Below are 21,435 nucleotides of genomic sequence, written 5' to 3'. Positions count from 1 at the left end.
ATGTAGATTTAACTATAAAAAATAAGTTTATGAGCAGTTCAGCAAAAGATAAAGCAAAAACACCAGAGGGGTTTACCAATTTAAAAACGGAAGCTCCACCAAAAAACACGGTAGGTTTTGCCGCTTTAAAAGCAGCTGCAACACAGGTTAATAAATATATGAAAGCTTCTGATGCGTTGAAGCTATCATTAAAAATAAATCAGAAAGGTGGTTTTGATTGCCCAGGTTGTGCTTGGCCAGATCCAGATGATGAACGTTCTGCTATTGGTGAATATTGCGAAAATGGTATGAAAGCCATTGCAGAAGAAGCTCAAAATAAAACAATAAATCGAGACTTTTTTGCAAAATATTCTGTGGATGAATTGGCCGATTTTACCGATTTCGAAATTGGTAAATCTGGTCGTTTAGCAGAACCTATGTTTTTGCAGGAAGGGGCTAAACATTATCAACCCATTTCTTGGGAAACTGCTTTTGAGAAAGTGGGAAGCCATTTAAATGCGCTAGATAATCCTGACGAAGCTGCTTTTTATACATCAGGAAGAACGACGAATGAGGCGGCATTCTTATATCAATTATTTGTGCGAGAATTTGGGACTTCAAATTTACCCGATTGTTCGAATATGTGTCATGAAGCCAGTGGAAGTGCGCTTACTGAAACTTTAGGTATTGGTAAAGGTTCGGTGAAATTAGACGATTTATATAAAGCTGAAGTGGTTATGGTTATTGGTCAAAACCCAGCAACCAATCACCCAAGAATGCTTAGTGCTTTAGAGAAATGTAAAAATAATGGAGGTAAAATAATAGCGATTAATCCATTGCCAGAAGCGGGTTTAATTAAATTCACCGATCCTCAAAACCCTATAAAACTATTAACTGGAGGCACAAAATTAGCAGATGTATTTGTACCAATTACTATAAACGGCGATGTTGCTTTTATAAAGGCAATTCTTTTAAAATTATTAGAAAAAGAGGAGGAGCTAGGTAATGTTTTTGATAAACATTTTATTGAAGAATATACTAGCGATTACAACGCGTTTATAGCAGATTTAAAAACTTATAATTTTGATGAATGCCTAAAAGCTTCGGGTGTTTCTTTAGATATTTTTAATCAAACTTTCGATTTAATATTAAATAATGAAAAAATTATTGTGTGTTGGGCCATGGGTTTGACGCAGCATGAAAATGCGGTAGATAATATTCGAGAGCTTGTAAATTTACTTTTATTAAAAGGAAGTATTGGTAAGGAAGGAGCAGGAACTTGTCCTGTTCGTGGGCACTCTAACGTGCAAGGTGATAGAACAGTTGGTATATGGGAATCGGCTCCTCAAGCTTTTTTAGATAAAATTGAAAGCAAATACGGTTTTAAACCGAGTGCAAAACATGGTTTTTCAGTTATTGAAGCAATTAAAGCCATGTATGAGAAAAAGGTGAAAGTATTTTTTGGTTTAGGTGGTAATTTTATTTCTGCTGTACCCGATACAGGTTATTCTGCCCAAGGTTTGGCTAATTGCAATTTAACCGTGCATGTAAGTACAAAATTGAATCGTTCGCATTTAGTTACAGGTAAAGAAGCTTTAATTTTACCATGTTTAGGTCGTACCGAAAAAGATTATCAAAAATCTGGCGAACAGGTGCAAAGCGTAGAGAATTCAATGGGTGTAGTATCATCTACTAAAGGTATTCTAGAACCATGTTCTGATGCTTTATTAAGTGAGGTTGCTGTAGTTTGTGGAGTAGCGCATGCTACTTTAAAAAGTAAAACTAAAGTGAAGTGGTTATCTTATAAGGACGATTATAAATTGGTTCGTGATGATATTGCTGAAGTTGTTTCTGGTTTCGAGGATTACAATTCGCGTTTAAAAAATCCGTCAGGTTTTTACTTGCCAAATGGTGCTCGCGTTAGAAAATTTAATACCAAAACAGGAAAAGCTAATTTTTCTGTCAATAAACTTCCAGAATGGAAATTAAAGGATGATGAATTGATTATGATGACAATACGTAGTCACGATCAATTTAATACCACAATTTACGGAATGGATGATCGGTATAGAGGTGTTTTTAACGAGCGCCGTATTATTTTTATGAACCGTGAAGACATGAAGGTACGAGGCTTAACAGAACATCAGGTGGTTAATTTAAAGTCGGAATTTAAAGGTGTTAAACGTCATGCTAACAACTTTAAGGTTGTTGGTTATGATATTCCTAAAAACTGTTGTGCTACGTATTTTCCTGAAACCAATGTTTTAGTGCCGTTAGATAGTTTTGCTCATACCGCCAAGACTCCAGCGTCTAAAAGTGTGGTGATTACGGTAGAAGCATCTGTTTAAATCCTGATATTTTCATAATTCACAATCCTGTTTTTTGCCTAATACTTAATTAAACGATTGTCAATTTAGGAAATATGTAATTATTAAGGGGCTACGTAAAAAACTATGTGATTAAGTATTAAAATTAAGTAAAATTACTTAGTTTTGTATCAAATACGTAGTTTATGAAAAATATCATAGTTGTTGGAAATGGAATGGTTGGTTATAAATTTTGTGAAAAATTTGCAGCACAATCTGGAAATGAGTCATTTAAAGTAACGGTTTTTGGTGAAGAACCTCGCCCAGCGTACGATCGTGTACACTTAAGTGAGTTTTTTGAAAACCAAGATGCGAAAGCTTTAGAAATGGCGCCTGCCGAATGGTATGCTGAAAATGGTATAGAATTAATAACAGGTGAACGTGTTAGTGATATTCATCGTTCAAAAAAGACCATAACAACGGTTAAAGACCGTGAGTTTTCATACGACTACTTAGTTTTAGCTACAGGATCATCTGCTTTTGTACCACCAATAAAAGGTGTTGAGAAAGAAGGTGTTTTTGTATATAGAACTATTGAAGATCTAGAAGGCATGCTTGCTTATGCTGAAAAGGTTAAAAAAACAAATCCTAACCCTAGAGCTGCCGTACTTGGTGGTGGGTTATTAGGTTTAGAGGCTGGTAAAGCTGCCATGGATATGGGGTTAGAGCCACATATTGTAGAGTTTGCTTCCAAATTAATGCCAAGACAATTAGATTCACGTAGTAGCCAGGTGCTTCAATTAAAATTGGAGTCTATCGGTTTAAATATTCACCTAAGTAAGGCAACCAATCAAATTTTAGGAGATAAAGCAATTACCGGAATGGAGTTTGGAGAAGACGACGTTTTAAATTGTGATATGCTTATTATTTCAGCAGGAATTAGACCAAGAGATGAACTTGGAAAAACTTGTGGTTTAGAGATGGGCGTACGTGGTGGTATTGTAGTTGATAACAAGATGCAAACATCGGACGATAGTATTTATGCTATTGGTGAAATTGCACTTTATAACCAAATGATTTTTGGCTTAGTAGCTCCAGGTTATGATATGGCTGGTGTTGCTGTCGATCAAATTTTAGGTAAGGCGGAAAGTTTAATGCCTGCCGAAATTGATATGTCTACCAAATTAAAATTAATTGGTGTTGATGTGGCAAGTTTTGGTGAACCTTTTATGCCAGCATCAAAAGGACATTCGGTTATTTTTGAAAATAAAACACAACATTTATATAAAAGAATTAATGTCAGTCTCGACGGTAAAAGTCTATTAGGAGGGATTTTAGTTGGTGATGCATCTGATTATAATATGCTTCATCAAGTATACTTAAATGGCATGGCGATTCCTGAAGATGCCGCACAATTAATATTGCCAGCAACAGAAGGCGGTGCTTTTGGTAGCGCTTTAGATTTACCAGATACGGCACAAATTTGTTCTTGTGAAAATGTAAGTAAAGGTCAAATTTGTGGCGCCATTAAAGATGGTTCTTGCGAAGATTTAGCAGGTGTCATTTCATCTACTAAAGCTAGTACAAGTTGTGGAGGTTGTAAACCTATGGTTACCGATTTGGTAAATGAAACTTTAAAATCTCTTGGTAAAACGGTTAAAAATGTAATTTGTGAGCATTTTGAATATAGTCGTCAAGAATTATATGGCATTATAAAAATTAAAAAATTAACGTCTTTTGACGATGTTCTTGATACTTGTGGAACAGGGCATGGTTGCGAAACATGTAAACCATTAGTGTCTTCTATTTTTGCAAGTTTATATAATTTCACTCCGAATAAAGAAGATGTTACACAAGATACAAATGATAAATTCTTAGCCAATATACAACGTAACGGAACGTATTCTGTTGTTCCAAGAATTGCTGGTGGAGAAATTACACCTGAAGGTTTAATTGTTTTAGGTACAATTGGTTCTAAATATAATTTATATACTAAAATTACCGGAGGTGCTCGTATCGATTTCTTTGGTGCAGAGTTAAATGATTTGCCTGCTATTTGGAAAGAGTTGATTGATGCTGGTTTTGAAAGTGGACATGCCTATGGAAAATCTTTAAGAACAGTAAAAAGTTGTGTAGGTTCTACTTGGTGTCGTTATGGTTTAGATGAAAGTATTTCTTTTGCTATAGAATTAGAAAACAGATATAAAGGTTTACGCTCCCCACATAAATTAAAAGGTGGTGTTTCAGGATGTATTCGTGAATGTGCCGAAGCTCGTGGAAAAGATTTTGGTGTCATTGCTGTAGAAGGCGGATGGAATTTATATGTTGGTGGAAATGGTGGTGCAACCCCAAGACATGCAGAGTTATTAGCTGAGAAAATCGATAACGAAACGGTTTTAAAATATTTAGATCGTTACTTAATGTACTACATACAAACTGCAGCACCGTTAATGAGAACTGCTGCTTGGCTGGATAAATTAGAAGGTGGTATTGAGCAATTGAAAAAAATTGTTATTGAAGACAGTTTAAATATTGCTCCAGAATTAGAAAAGGAGATGCAGTTTTTAGTTGATGCTTACGAGTGTGAGTGGAAACAAGCGATAGAGAATGATAAAACTAAAAAACGTTTTAATCATTTTGTAAACTCAGATGATAGAGATGATAATTTAGTATTTGTTCCTTTACGTGATCAAAAAATGCCAGAACATTGGAAAAACTAAATTATATTAAGCAAAAATAACAACGGTTTATTTTTAAAATTCACAGTAATAAATAAAATAAAATTATGGATACAATACTTTCTCAATATAAAGCTACTGCAATAAGCGATGTTACTGTTTGGTTTAAGGCGGGTGCTGTTGCCGATTTTTTTGAAAACGGAGGAGGATGTGTAAAATATAAAGGAAAGCAAATAGCTGTTTTTAATTTTACAAGAACAAAACAATGGTTTGCTTGTCAAAATGTATGTCCACATAAAATGGAAATGGTTTTATCAAGAGGTATGTTAGGCGATGATAAAGGAGTTCCTAAAGTAGCTTGTCCATTACATAAAAAAACATTCTCATTAGAAACGGGTGAGAATTTAAATGGAGATTTAGATGCCATTGCAACTTATCCTGTTAAGATTGAAGAAGAAAATGTGTATATTGGCTTTTCAGATTAAAAAATGAAAAGATGAAACCTACAAGATTTGAAACTGCAATTGCTTTAATTGATAAAAAAAATACTGAAGATGTGAATACGTATTCCGTTTCGGGTATGGAGTATCCAAAGGAATTATTGTATTCGCAACGCATGAGTAGAACCTTGTTACAGTTTGATCCAAATGCTTCTAAAGCCTTGCAAATAGCAGCTAGAGCACAGCATATTTGCCGTTGGAAAAGTGCTAGAAATGAATATCCAATGGATCGTGCTGGTTATTTAAAATGGCGTCAAGATTTAAAACAAATGCATGCTGAATTAACTAGTGATATTTTGAAGGAAGTAGGTTATGACGATGAATTTATAGATCGTGTTAAGGCTATTGTTCTTAAAAAACTAATTAAGAAAAATAAAGAATCTCAGACTATTGAGGATGTTATTTGTTTAGTCTTTCTTGATTTTTACTTCGATGAATTTGCTGCTAAACACAGCGATGAAAAAATAATTGATATTCTACAAAAAACTTGGAAAAAAATGTCTGATGAAGGCCATGCCGAGGCATTGAAAATTAAGTTTTCCGAAAAGAGTTTGGCTTTAGTAAAACAAGCTATTTCTTAAAATTTTATGTAATATGACAAAAAACGGCAATTCTTTAGATCAACGTACGTTTGGTAAATTGAGTCGTTTATATATTATTGCCTTAAGTACCATTGCTTTATCGGTAATTTTAAGTAATATGTTTGTTCGCCAGCATTTAAAGGCGCAGCAAAGCGATTCTACTGTTATAAATGTGGCGGGTAGGCAACGTATGCTGAGTCAAAAACTTACCAAAGAAATTTTATTGCTTGCTACTGCAGAAACTCCAGAAGCAAGAACTGTTATTAAAGATCGGTTAAAGAAAACATTGTTGCTTTGGCAATTATCCCATAATGCTTTGCAGGAAGGGGATGCTGAGCTAGGTTTACCTGCGAAAAATAGCAAAGATATTTCCATAAAATTTAAAGCATTAAATGTTGTTTTTGAAGTTATAGAAGAAGCTGCACAGCGCATTATTTCTAGTGTTGAAAGTAATGAGGAGTTGACATCAGTAAGTTTTAATAAAGATGTTAATTTGGTAAGAGATAACGAGGGTGATTTCTTGTTAATCATGGATCAAATAGTGAATCAATACAGTTTAGAAGCGGATCAAAAAGTACGCTGGTTAGGCAAGTTGGAAACGCTTTTGATGGTTTTGACCTTAGTCATTTTATTAGGAGAATTACTCTTTATATTCTGGCCAACGGCAAAATCGGTTAGAGCAACGCTCGCCGAATTATTAAAAGCTGAAAAGCATGCAAAAAAAATGGCCTTCGATGCTGATGAGTTAAGCTTTGCAAAAGAAAAATCTATCAAAGAATTACGTGCTTTAAGTCAGGCAATGGATGAGACTCTGTTGTTTGCACGTATTCTATCTAGCGGACAAATTATTCACATTGGTAATAAGTTTTCAAGACGCTTTAAATTCTCTAGGTTTAATGATACGGCTATGTTTTGGAATGTTATGTCTTCTGTGGAAAGTGAAAAAATAGCATTTGAAAATTTAGTAACAAAATATAAAAAAACAGGTTGGCAAGGCGAAGTAAAGGCTACTACTAAAGAAGATGAAAGCGTTTGGTTAGAGATGGCAATTATTCCGTTTAGCCCAAATGATGAAAAAACGGAATTATTAATTATAGCTTCGGAAATTACAGAACGAAAAGCGGGACAATTAGAAATTGAACGCTTAAATAAAAAGAATTTTCAGGAAGAGATAAGTCAGCAAAAAATTATTTCTAGTAAAATTATTGAGAATCAAGAAAAGGAGCAAAACCGTATAGCTAAAGATGTTCATGATGGTATTGGACAAATGCTCACGGGTTTAAAATATAATTTGGAAAGCATAAATATTAATGATATAGAAAAAACGGCTTCCAAAATAGAACACCTTAAAGAACTTACCACTAATATTATAAAAGGTGTGCGTACGGCAACGTTTAATTTAACACCGCCGGAATTATCTGATCATGGTATTGTACCAGCAATAATTAAACTTACAAAAGAATTGGCAAGACTTACCGGAAAGGATATTGTGTTTTTTAATAAAACCGATTTTTCTGATCGGTTAGATTCTTTAGTTGAAATAAATATTTATAGAATAACTCAAGAAGCGATTAATAATGCCATAAAATATGCCGATTCCACTCATATTTTGGTGTCTTTAACTCATAGCAAAAATATACTAAGTATTGTTATTGATGATAACGGAAAAGGTTTTGATCCTCAAAATGTGAAAAACTTCAAAAATGCCGATGGAGGTATGGGTATGACTTTTATGAAAGAACGCATAAAGTATATCGATGGTCGTTTATTTTTAAGTTCAGAAGAAGGAAAAGGAACTCGAGTTACTTTAAATATTCCTTTAAATGATGATTGATTTTGTGTCTTTTTTGATATGTTAAGGAATCGAGATATCATGTACAATTAAAGTTTTTAATCACTATCACATTACTTGCTATCACACCTAACTAACAATCCAATTCAAAATTACGTAGCATTACTTAAAAAGTCTTACTTTTGTACTTATAATTGTTATTTATGGATATTATTAATGTTGTACTAGCAGATGATCATGTTTTAGTTCGCGATGGAATAAAAGCGCTTTTAGAAGATCAGTCTGGTATAGTTGTTATAGATGAAGCTTCGAATGGAAAAGAGGCTCTAGAGGTCATTAAAACCAATAAACCTCACGTACTAATTATAGATATACGTATGCCTGAAATGAATGGTATTGATGCCGTTAGAGAGGTTAATAGATTATATACAGATGTTCGAACACTGGTACTGTCTATGCATGATTCCGAAGAATATGTGTTACAAGCCATTCAAGCAGGAGCCGATGGTTACTTATTAAAAGGAGCAAGTAAAGAGGAGTTTTTAAAAGCCTTGAATAAAGTAGCTTCTGGTGGAAAATATTTTACAGGAGACGTATCGGCTATTATCATGAATAACTTTGTTAATGGTAATACAAATACTGCTGTTGCTCCAAAGGTAAAACCAATAGAAGATCCATTTAAACTTACAAAACGAGAAAAACAAATACTTAATTTAGTACTTCAGCTAAAAAATAACAAAGATATTGCAGATGAGCTAAACATTAGTAAACGCACAGCAGAGGTGCATCGTTTTAACCTGATGAAAAAACTGGAAGTTAAAAATTTAATGGAACTATCTAATAAAGCCAAGGAATTCGGGTTAGAATAAAAATATTAGTCATAATTACTTACTAGTTTTAAGTAGTGTTTATATATTAGAGTTGTTAAGTTTTTTTGATAAGCTTTTCAACTCTTTTTTTTGCTTTATTTTAATCAAAATTTAATTAATTTTTACTTATAATTATTTAATTATTATATGATTACGTGTTTTACTATCTTCTACTAATTATCATAATATAAGTTTCTTCTTAAATTTTAATATCATTTTACCAGATCCTCAAAAAGCTTAATCTAAAATTATCAATCTAGCATAAATTTATAAATACGTATATTTTTTCTTGTAAATTAAGTAATTATACTTAGTTTTGTAAGTATAAAATTATCAATTATGGCAAATTTAGCACAAGAAAAGTCAACAACACTAAGTTTATTAGATTTTAAAAGCGTTTCTACACGTACGTTTTGGATCACGTCAATATCATTTTTCATGTGTTTCTTCGCATGGTTTGGTATTGTTCCGTTTATGCCTGATGTGGTTAAAGATTTAGGTTTAACACCAGATCAAAAATGGAATTCTATAATTCTAGCTGTTTCAGGAACCGTATTTGCGCGTTTGCTTATTGGTAAATTATGTGATAAGTATGGCCCAAGATTATGTTATACTTGGTTACTTACTATTGGTGCTATACCAGTTATATTATGTGGTTTGGTTCAAACACCAACACAATTTTTAATTTGTAGATTATTTATAGGTTTCATTGGAGCCTCATTTGTTATCACGCAAGTACATACATCTTTAATGTATGCGCCAAATATTGTAGGTACAGCAAACGCAACATCTGCAGGATGGGGAAACCTTGGTGGAGGAGCAAATCGTTTAGGTATGCCGTTAATTGCAGCCGCTGTTGTTAGTTTTGGTGTAGCCGATGCCGATGCATGGAGATATTCTATGATTGTTGCAGGGATTGTTTGTTTCTGTATGGGAATTATTTATTTCTTCTTTACTAAAGATACGCTTAATGGAAATTTTAAAGATTTGAGAGCTTCAGGAGAGATGGTTTCAACTAAAAAAGATCAAATTGGGTTTTTAGAAGTTTTAAAAGATTATAGAGTTTGGATTTTATTTGTTGTTTATGCAGCAAGCTTTGGAATAGAATTAACGGTTTATGGTACTATGGATGATTATCTGCAAAACACCTTTCAATTAGAGCGTGTTACAGCAGGAAACATCGTGTTATCATTCGCATTAATGAATATTTTTGCTAGAACACTAGGTGGGTTTTTTGGAGATAAATTCGGAAAATTAAAAGGCTTAAGAGGTCGAGTTTTATTCTTAGCATTTATTTTAACAATACAAGGCTTAATGCTTATTACGTTCTCTACAACAACGAGTATTATGGTTGGTGTAACGTTCTTAATATTATTTAGTTTATCAGTTCAAATGGCAGAAGGCGCAACGTTTTCGGTAGTGCCATTTATTAATAAAAAAGCTATAGGTTCGGTTTCAGGAATTGTTGGAGCAGGAGGAAATGTAGGTGCCTTTTTAGCAGCAATGCTATTAAAATCACAATCGGCCGTAGCAGAAAAAGGCGCTATAATAGCCAGTCAAGGCTTAGGCGAAGAGGCCATTAAGGTCGCTCAATCAGCAGCATCAGCTACCGCAGTTTCTAGTGGCTATTTCATAATTGGTGTCACTGTGGTTTTAACTGCGGTAGTTTCTTTAACGATACGTTTTTCAACGGAAGATGAAAAGGTAGCGAAAGAAGAATCTATAGTAGAGCCCGAAAACTTAATTCTAGTGAAGTAAAAAGCTAGTTTTATTGTGGTATTTTTAATAAAAAAGTGATTAAAAGAATCTTTTTTAAAATATTCAGAATAATGAATAATTCATTTGTTTTCTGGAATTTATTAGTGTTACTTAGTGTAAAATGTGAATCTCAATGATTAAAAACGAAGTAAAAACAACGTGTTCATATTGTGGTGTAGGCTGCGGAATTATTGTTAAAAAAGATACCAATGGTAAAGTTTTGGTGGAAGGTGATAAAGACCATCCCGTTAACAAAGGTATGTTGTGCTCAAAGGGCATGAATTTACATTACGTGGCAAATGATGTTTCCGATAGAATTCTATATCCAGAAATGCGTTGGAGTCGTTCGCACCCTAGAGAGCGTGTTACTTGGGACGAAGGTTTAGATCGTGCAGCAAGTGTTTTTAAGTCTATAATCAAAAAACATGGTCCAGATAGCGTTGCGTTTTACGTATCGGGACAAAGTTTAACAGAGGAATATTACATTGCCAACAAACTTACTAAAGGGTTTTTAGGCACTAATAACATTGATACCAACTCAAGATTATGTATGAGTTCGGCAGTGGTTGGTTACAAAAAAACATTTGGAGAAGATAGTGTTCCAGTATCTTATGAAGATATTGAATTAGCTGATTGTTTTCTAATAACAGGAGCAAACCCAGCATGGTGTCATCCTATTTTGTTTCGTCGTATTGAAATGCGAAAAGAAGCGAATCCTGAGGTTAAAATTATTGTTATTGATCCTCGAAAAACGGATTCAGCAAATTTTGCCGATTTACATTTACAATTGCTTCCAGGAACCGATGTTGTTTTATACAATGCCATTGGAAGATGCTTGTATAAACGTGGATTAATAGATGAAGAATTTATAAAAAAACATACTGAAGGTTTTCAGGATTATAAAGAATTAATATTTAAAACATCATTAAAGCAAGCCTCAAAAATTTGTGGTGTAGAAGAAAAGGATATTAGGAAAGCGGCTGATATTATTGGTGTTTCTAAAGGTTTTATAAGTATGTGGGCCATGGGACTCAACCAAAGTGTTGTAGGTACCGATAAAAATGTGTCTTTACTTAATTTATCTTTAATTACTGGCCAGGTTGGAAAACCAGGTTCGGGACCTTTCTCATTAACAGGACAACCAAATGCTATGGGTGGTCGTGAAGTAGGAGGTATGGCTAATTTACTTGCTGTACATAAGGATTTAGGTAATGAAGAACACCGTCGAGAAGTGGCTCAGTTTTGGGGTGTCGATAAAATTTCACCTAAACCAGGTTTAACGGCTACGGAACTATTTGATGCTTTAGAAAGCGGAAAAGTTAAGGCTGTTTGGATTGCTTGTACCAATCCTTTGGTAAGTATGCCTAACACACATAGTATTGAAAAGGCTATGAAAAAAGCTAAATTTGTGGTTGTTCAAGAAATTTCTCATAAAGCGGATACTTTAGAATATGCCGATTTAGTATTGCCAGCTGCTGGTTGGTTAGAGAAAGAAGGTACTATGACGAATTCTGAGCGTCGTATTTCATATTTACCGAAAGAAATAGAAGCTCCAGGAGAAGCGAGACCAGATGTCGAAATATTTTGTGATTTCGCACAACGAATGGGCTTTCGTGGGTTTAATTTTAATAATACTTCGGAAATTTACGATGAATACGCTGCAATGACAAAGGGAACAAATATTGATGTTTCTTATTTAAATTACGATAGATTAAAGAACGAAGGTACTTTTCAATGGCCAGTTCCAGAATATAGACATAAAGGTACACCACGTTTATTTGAAGATAAAAAATTCTATACGCCATCACAAAAAGCGATATTCAATTTACCATCAACGATCGAAAATAATTCGGTAAAACCCGATGGAGAACACCCTTTAATTTTAACAACAGGAAGAGTACGTGACCAATGGCACACCATGACAAAAACCGGGAAGGTATCACGATTAAAAACACATTACCCAACTCCCGTTTTAGAGATTAATCCGGTGGATGCTTTCTTAAATAAAATTAAAGACGGTGATATTTCAGAAATAAAAAGTACAAATGGCGTAGTTCGCGTTCGTGCTAAAGTAACCGATACTATTAAAAAAGGTGTTGTGTTTTTACCAATGCACTGGGGAAAACAGCTTCAAAGTAATTTAAATCGTGCAAACAATTTAACTAATACGCTTGTAGATCCAGTATCTAAAGAACCTGATTTTAAATTTACTTGTGTATCCGTTAAAAAATATAAAAAACCAGTCGATAAAATTATTATTGTTGGAGCAGGTGCAGCGGCATTTAGGTTTGTACAAAACTATAGAGAATCTAACGAGGTTGATGAGATTCATGTGTTTTCTAAAGAACCTAATTTATTCTATAACCGTGTATTATTACCTGAATATATTACTGAAGAATTAACATGGGACGCACTTCTTAAAATAAAACAAATAGAATTAAAAAAACTCAAAATAACCGTTCATCCAGAAACGTCCATTTCAAATATAGATTCTAAACATAACGTTGTTACAGATAGTAATGGTGAAGAGCATACATACAGTAAACTTATTTTAGCTACAGGAAGTCGCGCCTTTATACCAAAAGGAGTTCAAATTGATTTACCAGGTCGATTTACGATGAGAAACAAGAGTGATGCCGATAGTTTTAAAGCCTATTTAGATGCAACAAACTTACCTCCAGAAGAGCAACATGTTGTTATTGTAGGTGGTGGTTTGTTAGGTTTAGAGTTGGCAGCAGCCATGAAGCATAAAAATGTGAAAATCACTATTATTCAGCGTGCATCACGTTTAATGGAACGCCAATTAGATAAGGTTTCTAGTAAACTTTTAGCTTTAGATGTGCATGAGCGTGGTATTCAACTTTATTTTGATAATGAAGTTAGTACTGTTTTTGATGACGATGATACAGGCGAGATTAATATCACGCTTAAAAGTGGTAAATCTTTAACAGCAAACGCTATTGTGTATGCTATAGGTACGCGTCCTAATATAGAAATAGCCAAAGAAAATGGTATTCTTTGTGGTCGTGGTGTAAAGGTAAATCAGCATTTACAATCGTCTGTTCCAAATATATTTGCCATTGGTGAAATTGCAGAATTCAATAACCAGTTATTCGGAATAACATCGGCAGCAGAGGAGCAAGCTAATATTTTAGCTAACTTTATAGCAGGCGATATTAGTGTATCATACAGCGGTTCTGTTTTAATGAATATTTTAAAATTCAACGATTTAAACCTTTGTAGTATTGGAGAAATTAATATTCCGGAAAATGATTTAAGTTACGAGGAAATTATATTTACAGATATATCTAAGCGTTATTACAAAAAATGTATTGTAAAAGATGATTTACTAGTTGGCGCTGTTTTAATGGGTGATAAAAACGAATTTGCCGAGTTTAAAACCATGATTGAAAGTAAAATTGAAATGGCCGATAAACGAAATACGTTGCTTCGTGGTGCTTCAAACGATGTTCCTGTTATAGGTAAATTAGTTTGCTCTTGCAGCCAAGTAGGCGAAGGGAATATAGTAGAAGCTATAGAAAAAGGCTGTAACGATTTTACCGAGCTTTGTAACAAAACAGGAGCGGGCTTAGGTTGCGGAAGTTGTAAAACAGAGGTTAAAGAAATTTTGAATAACACCAAAGTATTAGCATAATTATGGAACCATATAGACTTAGAATTAACGGAGGTGTTTTATCACCAGGTGAATTAAAATATATTTGTGAGGCCGCAGAAGGCTTAGGTTTAGATGCTATTTCTTTTGGATCTCGACAAGATATTATTTTCCCGGAAAAGATAGATAAAGATAAGTTTTCTCAATTCGATAAAATTCAGTTTATACAACCCAAGCACGATGGTATAGAAAATATTGTATCATCTTATGTTTCGGCCGATATTTTGCCAAGCACCTCATGGCTTACCAGCGATCGCTACCTATATATATTAGAGCAATTTAAGCACGATTTAAAATTGCGAGTAAACATTATAGACCCCAAACAGCGCTTAGTACCTTTATTCACAGGAAATGTGAATTTTATAGCTTCAGGAAGTGAAGATTATTGGTATTTATATGTGCGTTTACCAGAGTGGCAAAAAACGGAAATGTATCCCGCATTAATTTATAGTTGGGATATGGATAAAATAGAATTGGCTATAGAGCAGGTATTACAGGAAGAGCCAGAAACCATGGAAACGTTATTCGATTTGGTTAACGATGCCGTTGAAACAAATAACCGTACCGTAGATAAACCACTAGAAGTTCCATTTTACCCATTTCCATATTACGAGGGTATGAACCGTTTTGGTGATAAATATTGGTTAGGTTTATATTGGAGAAATAACCGTTACGATTTAAATTTTTTAAAGGATTTGTGCGATTTATGTGCCGAAAGTAAAATAGGTAAAATATGTATTACGCCATGGAAATCCTTTATTGTAAAAGGAGTGCCTGTAGATTCTAAATTGCAATGGGAAAAGTTTTTGGGTAGCTACGGTATTAACGTACGCCACTCCATGTTAGAGCTTAATTGGCATTTACCGGTAAATGATAAAGATGCGCTAAACCTAAAAAAGTATTTGGTAACAAACTTCGATCAAAACGATATAAGTACTTATGGTTTAACATTTGGGATTTCAAATTTCGAAAGTAAAGCCTATCATTTTACATCTGTAGTTATAGAAAAAAATAAAAAACCTGAACTTTTGGGTGATTTCGTAATTCGTGATACTTACAATTTGTTGTATGCTAAAAATTTCGACCCAAACACAGGGGAATACATTATGCATGTACAAGACGTTGATAAAGTTGAGCTTCCCGGACTTTTAATGGAGTTAAGTAAACTCTATTTTAAGCAATTAGGAACGCAACGCGAAGAGATTAAGGCCAAAGAAATTAAGAAAGAAGCCACCGAGGAAAACGTTTACCAATGTCAAGATTGTTTAACCATTTATAACGAGGTATTTGGAGATATTACTCAAGATATTGATCCTAACACACGCTTTGAAGATCTCGATGAAACTTATGAATGTTCCCTTTGCGAAGCTCCTAAAAGCCATTTTCAAAAAAAGACTTTAGTTAAATAATATTTTTTAGAAGCTATTTCCTGCTATCCGCTATATCTTTTTTTTGCGGACAAATTCTTAGTGGTTTTTCATCTAAAAAATTATTTTTACAATATCAATTTAGCGATATCAAATAACTCAAAAAAGGATGCCGCTACTATCAGGGCTAAGCTATCAGCCAAAGCTATTTTTAATCCAATATTCTTATAAGTTTTATAAAAATAGTAGAAAATTCAACTTCAAAACTATATTGTTTTACAGTGATAAAACCTACAAGAAAAATAGCTTAGTTTAAAAGCCCTACAAGGGTTTTCAGGGTTTGTCGAGCAATTAATTAGATATCAAATTAAATCGTAAATTTTCGTTTAACCATTCGTCGATACTTAATCGTTATTGAACTTCATTAAAATCCAATTTATCGAATTACAAATTTAAATTTAGAGTTTATAATTACTTTTACTCCAAATCTAAGAAAAAGAAGGAATGCTAATGAAAACTTTAAATATATTATTAATAGAAGACGACATGATTGAGGTGATGAAATTTCAACGTACAATCTCGTCGCTTAAACTTGACCATAAAATTATAGAAGCCAATAACGGAGAAGACGCTTTAAAAATTTTAGAAAAAAAAGACGAATTACCTGACATAATTTTGTTAGATTTGAATATGCCAAAGATTAATGGTATAGAGTTTTTAAACATTTTAAAATCTGATGATGTACTAAAGTATATACCTACTATAATTTTAACAACCTCCCAAAATCAAAAAGATTTATTAGAGTGTTATAAAATAGGTATAGCAGGTTATGTTTTAAAACCCTTGAAATACGAAGATTATGTTTCCAAAATAGAGAAACTTTTGGCATACTGGAGTATTAATGAATTAAAACAAATATAGATGAAAGGTATCGTTTTTACTGAATTTTTAGATTTAGTTGAAGATAAGTTTGGGTTAGAAATGGTTGATAGAATTATAACCAGTTCAACCTTAGATTCAGAAGGTGTTTACACAGCAGTAGGAACGTATAGTTTTTCTGAAATGCTACAATTATTGCAGCATTTAAGTGAAAACACAGGTATTTCAATAGATAATTTATTATTGGTTTACGCAGAACACTTTTTTAGTGTTATCGAGAAAAGTTATCCAGGACTTTTAGCAACATACAAAGACCCGATTGAAATGATTTCTTCCGTAGAAAATCATATTCATGTAGAGGTTAGAAAAATTTATCCAGATGCAGAACTGCCGACTTTTGAGGTGGTTGAAAAAACAGAAAACTCTTTAATTCTTATATATAAATCAAGTAGAGCGATGCATCATTTTGGTTTAGGGTTAATGAATAAAACTTTTGAACACTTTAACTCTACAGCTAAAATTGATTTAGAAAATATTAAAGAAGACGGAACGGAAGTTAGATTTATTATTCAAAAAAATTAATGAGTCAGGATCAAAGTGAAATACTAAAACGTGCTTTAAAACGAGAAAAGGCTGCTAGAAAAGCGGCAGAGGCTATTCTTGAAGAGAAATCAAGGAAGCTCTATTTTACTACCCAAAGGTTAGAGTCTTTATTAGACGAAAAATCCTCAGAATTAGAAGGAGTTTTTGTAAACATAATAGATGCATACGTTGTAATGGATCTAAAGGGCAACATTCTTAAGTTTAATGAATCTGCAACAAAATTATTTGGTTACGATATAGATAACGAAGAGATAAATGTCTCTAAACTAATCTATATTGAAGATTATGAATACGCCATAACTTCCTTTATGGAGTTAACGGAAAAAGGTTTTTTTAAGGATTATGAGGCAAGAGTATATACCAAATCTAAAGAGGTTAAATGGGTACATATTAATGCTAGTATTATTTTTGATAAAGATAAAAACCCCGTAGCTGCTCAAGGTATTGTTAGAGATATTACAGATCAAAAAAAATCTGCAGAAAAATTAATAGAGTCAGAAAACAGATTATCTACACTTATTTTAAATTTAGATAGTGGTATTGTTTTAGAAGACGAAAATAGAAATATAGTACTCACAAATAATAAATTTTGTGAGCTTTTTGGTATAAATGCAAATCCTAAAGACCTTGTAGGTATGGATTGCGCTAAAGCATCAGAACAAAATAAGGTTTTATTTAAAGATCCAGTATCGTTCATGGAGCGAATGCGCGCTATTGATGCAGAAAAAAAAACAGTAATTGGAGACGAACTAGTAATGCTAGATGGTAAGATACTAGAGCGTAATTACATGCCAATAATAATAGAAGGAGAACGTAAAGGGTATTTATGGACCTTTACAGATATTACCCTAAAAAGAACTTACAGAAAAAGTCTAGAAGTACAAAAACAAAAATATTACAGCATTATTGCTAACATGAACCTTGGTATGGTTGAAGTTAATAATAAAGAGGAAATTTTGATGGTAAATCAAAGCTTTGAGAAAATGTCTGGTTATACTGAAGCAGAAATTTTAGGAAAAAATGCAAGAAAGCTTTTCTCTATCGAAGATCAATCTGGTATTATTATAGAAGAGAGTAAAAAGCGTAAAAATGGAGTATCAAGCTCTTATGAGTTTAAAGCCATTTGCAAAAAAGGAAAGACTAGACATTGGTTAATAAGTGGAGCACCCAATTATAATTTAGATGGTGAAATAGTTGGTTCTATAGGTATACATTTAGATATTACGGAACTTAAGAATCTAGAGCTTCAAAAAGAAAAATTACTAGAAAAGCTAGAAAAAAGTAACGATGAGTTACAAGAGTACGCACACATTGTATCTCATGATTTAAAATCGCCATTACGCAGTATACATGCTTTGGTTAGTTGGTTAAAAGAAGATAATCAAGGTAAGTTAGATGATGTAAGTCTTCAAAATTTTGGTCTTATTGAAACCACTTTGGAGAAAATGGAAATGTTGATTACCGATGTTTTAAATTACTCGAGTGTTGGATCGGACATTTCAGAAAAAACAGATGTAGATTTAGATAGTTTAATAAGCGAGTTAATAACAATTCTATACATTCCGGAGCATATTAAAGTTGAGTTTTTAAATCCATTACCGATTTTAAAAGGAGATAAAACGAAGCTCCAGCAATTATTTCAGAACCTAATAAGTAACTCTGTTAAGTTTATAGATAAGGAACAAGGAAGTATTATAATTGGTTTTGACGATTTAAAAAGTCACTACAAGTTTTCAATAAAAGATAACGGAATAGGTATTGATAAAAAGTATCATGATAAAATATTTAAAATATTCCACTCATTAAAGAAAAGTAAAGATTCTTCAGGAATTGGATTATCCATCGTTAAGAAAATTGTCGATTTACATGAAGGTGAAATATGGTTAGATAGTGAACCAAATGTAGGGACCACTTTTTATTTTACATTAAAAAAATAACAATGAAAACAGTACAATTAGTTAAACATAAAAATAAAGATTGGGAATATGTAATCGAAAATCAAGAATTAAGGGAGCCCTTAGTTTTAGTATTTGGAAACAGATATATGTTGGAAGACGATTCTATTTATGAAGAAATTAGACAACAGTTTCCTGATGGGCATATTATTTTTGGTTCTGCTTGTGCCGAAATTTCATCGAATACGGTAAATGAAGAAAGTATTACGGTAACAGCTATAGAGTTTGAGAAAAGTGAATTTTTAATTAAAACCAGTAATGTTTTAAATACAGATTTAGATAGTTTTAAAACAGGAAACGATTTAATTAATCAATTTCCGCAAGAAGGATTAAAATATGTGTTTGTAGTATCCGAAGGTAGTTTTGTTAATGGTAGCCAACTTACAAAAGGCATGAGTGCTTCAACAGATGATAATTTGGTTATTACTGGCGGATTATGTGGTGATGATGCTCGATTTGAAAAAACATTAGCCTCTTACAACGAAAACCCAAAAGAAGGAGAGCTAGTAGCTGTTGGTTTTTATGGAGAAACGTTGGAAATATCTTTTTCTATTCATGGCGGATGGACACCTTTTGGACCAGAACGTATTGTTACAAAATCTGAAGGTAATATACTTTACGAACTAGATGGTTTACCAGCTCTAGATTTATACAAAAATTATTTAGGAGAAAAAGCTAAAGATTTACCTGGAGCTGCCTTATTATATCCTTTTAGCGTTACAACAGAAGGAGAAAGACAATCTATTGTGAGGTCTATATTAAATATTGATGAAGAAAAGAATGCCGTTATTTTAGCTGGCGATATTATAGAGAAAGCTAAAGTGCAACTCATGATGACTAATGTAGATAATATTGCAAATGCATCGGAGCGTGCTGCAAGACAAGCCTTAGAATACAGAGTAAACAAGCCTCAACTTGCAATACTTATTAGTTGTATTGGTAGAAAATTAGTACTCGACCAACGTGTAGAAGAAGAAATAGAAGAAGTTATTGAGGTAATTGGTAAAGATGCTGTAATTACTGGTTTCTATTCTTATGGAGAAATTGCTCCTTTTCATGGAGAATCGGCATGTCAATTACATAACCAAACTATGACGATAACGCTTATAAGTGAATAATGAATTCATTACTGAAAAGACAAATACGTAAATTTTTAAGTGAAGAATTAAAAAACGATGAAGGTTTAACAGCGTTTTTTGAAGCTGTAGATTTGTCTTATAATAATTTTGACGAGCAATCTAATATGATTCAAAGAGCTATGTCTATTAGTTCAGAAGAATTGTATACAGCTAATAGAAAGCTGCAAAATGAAGCCAATGAGCAAAAAGAAGTTATTGAAAAACTAAAAAAAGTAATAAATACTTTAAAATTTTATGATTTAAAGGAAGATGAAAAACCTAAAAACATTGAATTAACAGGTTCTAATTTAGTAGATTTTATTGATAATCAAACCAAAGAGATTATCGAAATGAATAAGCAAAAGCAAGCGCTTTTAAACGAACTAGCTCACCAAAACCAGGAGCTTAGCGATTATGCGCATATGGTATCTCACGATTTAAAATCTCCCTTACGTAGTATAGATACTTTAACATCATGGTTAAAAGAAGATTATCAAGATTCGGTTGATGATAATGGTAAAAAATCACTTGATCTTATTAGGTCTAATGTAGAAAAAATGGATACCTTAATTAGTGGTATTTTGGAGTATTCTACCATAGGTAAAAACCAGATTGAAGTTTATGACGTTAATTTAAATAAACTCATAAAAGATATATTAATAACGACTCCAATTCCCGAACATATTAGTATTACAAAAACTATTTTACCAACAATAAAAGGTGATAAGTACAGGTTGCAACAACTGTTTCAAAACTTAATTGGTAATGCTGTAAAATATAACGATAAAACCCACGGAACTATCGAAATAGGGGTAGAAGACCAACTCGATTATTGGCAATTTCATGTAAAAGATAACGGAAAAGGTATTGAAGAAACCTACTTTAATAAAATATTTAAAACCTTTATTAAGTTAGAAAACAATCCGGAATCCTCAGGTATTGGATTATCTATTGTTAAAAAAATAGTCGAATTATACGGTGGTAAAATATGGCTAGAATCTCAAGTTAATATTGGAACCACTTTTTATTTCACTTTAAAAAAATCTATAAATGGAACAACCCAACCAAACTTACATAAATAGCTTATCTGGAGATGATGAAGCTTTTAAGCAAAAATTAATAAATATTATTAAAAAAGAGTTTCCAGAAGAGAAACAAGAGTACTTTGATAACTATAATGCTAAAAATTTTACATTAGCAGCAGATAATGTACACAAACTTAAACATAAAATTAGTATTTTAGGCCTTGAAAAGAGTTATGATGTTGCTGTAGCTTACGAAATGAATTTATTGGAAGGTTCAACCGACCAAAAAGATGAATTTGAAGCTATTTTAAATGCCATAACTAAATATCTTGAAGACATCTAAATATTATTT

General features: G+C 32.7%; 15 protein-coding genes. All 15 read left to right on the top strand.

Translation table 11 applies throughout. From position 1 onward, the window contains the following. The first annotated feature begins 29 nt into the window (after positions 1-29). The 15 genes from M4I23_RS07255 to M4I23_RS07185 all read left to right on the top strand — a co-directional run bounded on the left by M4I23_RS07255 (position 30) and on the right by M4I23_RS07185 (position 21,426). Positions 30-2,327, top strand: coding sequence for an FdhF/YdeP family oxidoreductase (locus M4I23_RS07255; protein ID WP_249753950.1), 2,298 nt, complete (start codon positions 30-32; stop codon positions 2,325-2,327). 164 nt (positions 2,328-2,491) lie between these two features. Beyond that, on the top strand, positions 2,492-5,005 hold the full coding sequence (gene nirB, locus M4I23_RS07250) for a nitrite reductase large subunit NirB (protein WP_249753949.1): 2,514 nt from the start codon (positions 2,492-2,494) through the stop codon (positions 5,003-5,005). A gap of 65 nt (positions 5,006-5,070) precedes the next feature. Continuing rightward, positions 5,071-5,448: a nitrite reductase small subunit NirD gene (gene nirD / locus M4I23_RS07245; protein WP_158849299.1), complete on the top strand. Its 378-nt coding sequence runs from the start codon at positions 5,071-5,073 to the stop codon at positions 5,446-5,448. Between the two features lie 11 nt (positions 5,449-5,459). Continuing rightward, positions 5,460-6,044 carry a DUF4202 domain-containing protein gene (locus tag M4I23_RS07240; RefSeq protein ID WP_249753948.1) on the top strand — a complete coding sequence of 195 codons (585 nt, stop codon included), beginning with the start codon at positions 5,460-5,462 and terminating at the stop codon, positions 6,042-6,044. Positions 6,045-6,057: 13 nt separating this feature from the next. Next, entirely contained in the window at positions 6,058-7,878 is a 1,821-nt protein-coding gene (locus tag M4I23_RS07235) for an ATP-binding protein (protein WP_249753947.1), read from the top strand. Between the two features lie 161 nt (positions 7,879-8,039). Then, positions 8,040-8,705: a response regulator transcription factor gene (locus tag M4I23_RS07230; protein ID WP_158849306.1), complete on the top strand. Its 666-nt coding sequence runs from the start codon at positions 8,040-8,042 to the stop codon at positions 8,703-8,705. A gap of 339 nt (positions 8,706-9,044) precedes the next feature. After that, positions 9,045-10,463, top strand: a complete 1,419-nt coding sequence (locus M4I23_RS07225) for an MFS transporter (protein ID WP_158849308.1) — start codon at positions 9,045-9,047, stop codon at positions 10,461-10,463. 133 nt (positions 10,464-10,596) lie between these two features. After that, positions 10,597-14,118 carry a nitrate reductase gene (locus M4I23_RS07220; RefSeq protein ID WP_249753946.1) on the top strand — a complete coding sequence of 1,174 codons (3,522 nt, stop codon included), beginning with the start codon at positions 10,597-10,599 and terminating at the stop codon, positions 14,116-14,118. A gap of 2 nt (positions 14,119-14,120) precedes the next feature. Further along, a complete protein-coding gene (locus tag M4I23_RS07215; RefSeq protein ID WP_158849312.1) occupies positions 14,121-15,545 on the top strand; it encodes a rubredoxin domain-containing protein in 1,425 nt (474 codons plus the stop codon). Between the two features lie 468 nt (positions 15,546-16,013). Beyond that, on the top strand, positions 16,014-16,424 hold the full coding sequence (locus M4I23_RS07210) for a response regulator (protein WP_249753945.1): 411 nt from the start codon (positions 16,014-16,016) through the stop codon (positions 16,422-16,424). Next, the gene (locus M4I23_RS07205; RefSeq protein WP_158849316.1) at positions 16,425-16,964 is read left to right on the top strand and encodes a heme NO-binding domain-containing protein; all 540 of its coding nucleotides are present in this window, start codon (positions 16,425-16,427) and stop codon (positions 16,962-16,964) included. Then, entirely contained in the window at positions 16,964-18,922 is a 1,959-nt protein-coding gene (locus M4I23_RS07200) for a PAS domain-containing sensor histidine kinase (RefSeq protein ID WP_249753944.1), read from the top strand. The genes M4I23_RS07205 and M4I23_RS07200 overlap by 1 nt, the downstream gene beginning before the upstream one ends. A gap of 2 nt (positions 18,923-18,924) precedes the next feature. After that, positions 18,925-20,058, top strand: coding sequence for an FIST signal transduction protein (locus tag M4I23_RS07195; protein ID WP_249753943.1), 1,134 nt, complete (start codon positions 18,925-18,927; stop codon positions 20,056-20,058). Then, entirely contained in the window at positions 20,058-21,140 is a 1,083-nt protein-coding gene (locus M4I23_RS07190) for an ATP-binding protein (RefSeq protein ID WP_249753942.1), read from the top strand. Before M4I23_RS07195 ends, M4I23_RS07190 begins: the two co-directional genes overlap by 1 nt. Further along, complete coding sequence (locus M4I23_RS07185; RefSeq protein WP_158849324.1) at positions 21,109-21,426, top strand: Hpt domain-containing protein; 318 nt, start codon at positions 21,109-21,111, stop codon at positions 21,424-21,426. Before M4I23_RS07190 ends, M4I23_RS07185 begins: the two co-directional genes overlap by 32 nt. The last annotated feature ends 9 nt before the right edge of the window (positions 21,427-21,435 follow it).

This window comes from Algibacter sp. L4_22, assembly GCF_023473045.1.
Classification (GTDB): Bacteria; Bacteroidota; Bacteroidia; order Flavobacteriales; family Flavobacteriaceae; genus Algibacter.
This window is presented reverse-complemented; position numbering and strand designations above follow the sequence as displayed.